Source organism: Piscicoccus intestinalis NBRC 104926 (genome assembly GCF_001515525.1).
In the GTDB taxonomy this organism is placed as follows: domain Bacteria; phylum Actinomycetota; class Actinomycetes; order Actinomycetales; family Dermatophilaceae; genus Kineosphaera; species Kineosphaera intestinalis.
Genome location: NZ_BCNQ01000253.1, coordinates 1 through 2,773, shown reverse-complemented (window position 1 = coordinate 2,773; position 2,773 = coordinate 1). Strand labels below are relative to the sequence as shown.

The window sequence follows — 2,773 nt, the reverse complement described above, 5'->3', positions numbered from 1 at the left end:
GCGCACCAGCCGGCGGTACGCGCCGAACGCCTCCGCGCCGGTCACCCGCTGCTCGATGATCGAGGGCACCAGCGCCTCGATGACCAGGTGCGTCGCCGGCACCCGCAGCCCCGGGCGCGCCCGCGCGGCCCGGGCGACGACCGGGTGCGCCGCAACGAAGCCGCTGGGGTCGTCGGCGCCGCCGAGCATCCTCGGGAGCCGGTCGGCGACCCAGTCGGTACCCGGCCCCCACAGCCGGGCGGTCACCGGCTCCCCCGCCCGGGCCTGGCTCAGGCGCACCGTCACCGGGCCGGACGGGGTCTGCCAGGCCTTCCAGAGCTGCGGGCCACCGGCGCCCGGGTGCACGCGGTAGGTCGGGTCGCCCGAGCCCCGGCGCATCGCCGACAGCGTCGCGGCGACGTCGAGGGCGCCCAGGGTCAGCGGGCCCACCACCCGCCCATCCGCGTCCTGCCGCGCCGAAGCCACCAGGCGACCATAGATGCTGCGCACCGCGGCCCGCGACGACCCGTCCCGCGCGGCGCGCGTATGGCAGCGTGGAGAGCGACCGCGCGCAGGACCGGCCCGCCGGCCACCCGCGACCACCGCGGAACCGCCGACCAAGCGCGGAACCGCGGCCGGCACCGGCATCCCGCCGACATCGTCAAGGAGACCCATGAGCACCCTCACCGGCCTGCTGAGCACGCTGGGCGGCGGTGGCGACGCCACCCGCCCCCGCCTCGTCCACTACGACCCGCAGGGCCGCATCGAGTTGAGCGGGCGCGTGCTCGTGAACTGGGTCGCCAAGGCCGCGAACCTGCTCACCGAGGAGTTCGACGCCGGTCCCGGCACCGTCGTCGGCCTGCGGCTGCCCCCGGGGCACTGGCGAGCGGCCTACTGGGCCCTGGCCACCTGGTCGTGCGGCGCGACGCTGCGCTGCCTGCCCGCCGACGCCGCCGACGCCGGCGAAACTGCCGACGAGACCGACACCGACGGCCTCGACGTGCTCGTCACCGACACCCCGCCCGCGGGAGCCGGCGCCGCCGTCGACGTCGTGGCGGTCACCACCGCGGCCCTGGCCCGCCGCTTCCCCGGTGACCTCCCGCGCGGAGCGTTCGACGAGGCGGCCGTGCTCGCCACGTACGCCGACGTCTTCGCGGCCCTCGACGAGCCGGCCGGCACCGACCCGGCGATCGAGGGCGGCGCCACCTACGCCGAGCTCGTGCCGGCCGCCTCCGACGAGGACGCGCCGCGGCCGCTGCTCGCCGGCCCCGCCTCCCAGCAGGCGTTCCTCACCGCGGCCCTGGCGACCTGGGCCGCCGACGGCGCGATCATCGTCGTCACCGGAGACGGGTCCGACGGGGCCGCACTGGAGCGCATCGCCGAGCAGGAGGGCGCCTCGGCCCGCGCGTGACTCGCTCACGCGGGCACTACTACTTGGGCCCGGCGGCGGCCACGGCCCGCCAGGTCAGCGGGCCGACGATCGCGTCGGGCTTGAGCCCGTACCGCGCCTGCACGGTCATCACCGCGGTCGCGGTTCCGGGCCCGAATTGCCCGTCGGCCCGCAGCCGCAGCGCCTTCTGCAGCGCGACGACCGACGGACCGGTGGACCCGCGGCGCACGGTCGTCTTCAGGTACGCCAGCCACGGGAACTGCCGCACCTCGAGCCGGTTCCACACCTTGAGGTCGGTGCGGCCGGTGGCGGGCAGCCGCCGGGAGCGCTGGAACGCAACGAGGGCCGTGCGGGTCTGCGGCCCGAAGTACCCGGTCGACGGCACGTTGAGGCCCTTCTGCAGCACCCGCACCGCGGTGCCGCGGGCGCCCGGCCCGATCCGGGTGTTCTTCAACGAGGTGTAACGGGTCGTCACCCGAGCCGGCAGCTTGGTGACCGGAGGCGGTGTCACCCGCGGCGGGGCCGGGGTGGGCGCCGGCCGTGGCCGGGTGATCGCGGACGACGGCACGAGCCGCACCCACGTGGCCTTGTCGAGCACGCCGGTGCGCGGCAACCGGGCCTTGCGCTGGTAGGCGAGCACGGCGCGGCGGGTGCCGTGCCCGAACGCACCGTCGGCCCCGATCCCGAGCCGCCGCTGGGCGATCGCGATGTTCGGGCTGCGCTGGCCCGGCACGTACACGGGGTAGCGCGAGCCGGGCGCGGCCACCGGGGCCCGGCAGGAGCCGGTGCGCCGGCCCGCGTAGATCGGGGCCGGCGAGCCCGCGTACGCCCGGCACGGCCCGAGGTCGGAGACGGTCACGGCCCGCCCGGTCCACCACGACGTGCGCTTCGTCGCGCCGTCCCACGTCAGCGAGACGTGCACGTGGTCGGTGTGCGGGCTGGCTCCGGTGTAGGGCTGCCAGCCGCGCTCGGGCGCGTACGCGCGCCACATCCGGCGGTTCCAGATGATGTACATGACCCCGAGGCGGCGGGCGTTCTCGCCGCGGTTGGCGACGAGCCAGGCCGTGGCGGCGTCGCCGACGGCCTTCTGCGCGGGGCGGCGGGCGTCGAGCATCCAGTCGACGGCCCGCCCTTCCATGTGTTCGCTGGCACTGCCGTTGCACCAGCGGGAGATTCCGACGATCCCGGTGCGGTACGTCGCCCGCATGAGTCGCCCGAAGGCGACCGCGCCGCTCTTGTCGACGGGGTCGCAGGAGTTCTGCCCGGTGAACGAGGCGCGCGCGTCGAGCCGAGCGGGCAGCCGCACCCCCGCGACGGGCACGGCGAGTGCCGCGGCGCGGAAGGCGGCGTCGGAGGGGCGGGCCAGGGCGTGGGTCTGGTTGACGACCCCGGCTCCGCCCGCAC

3 protein-coding genes are annotated in these 2,773 nt (G+C 76.8%); 1 reads left to right on the top strand and 2 read right to left on the bottom strand.

The features are described 5' to 3' along the window. Nucleotides 1-465, bottom strand: a 465-nt coding sequence (locus PINTE_RS20880) for a DNA glycosylase family protein (protein WP_505804181.1), incomplete at its 3' end; no start/stop codon positions are given. A 187-nt stretch (nt 466-652) separates the two neighbouring features. On the opposite strand from PINTE_RS20880, the gene PINTE_RS20875 reads away from it, so the two are divergent. Continuing rightward, nucleotides 653-1,390, top strand: coding sequence for a TIGR03089 family protein (locus tag PINTE_RS20875; protein WP_068434449.1), 738 nt, complete (start codon nt 653-655; stop codon nt 1,388-1,390). 19 nt (nt 1,391-1,409) lie between these two features. Here the strand turns inward: PINTE_RS20875 and PINTE_RS20870 are convergent. Then, on the bottom strand, nt 1,410-2,773 hold a 1,364-nt coding region (locus tag PINTE_RS20870), incomplete at its 5' end, for a peptidoglycan-binding domain-containing protein (RefSeq protein WP_068434446.1).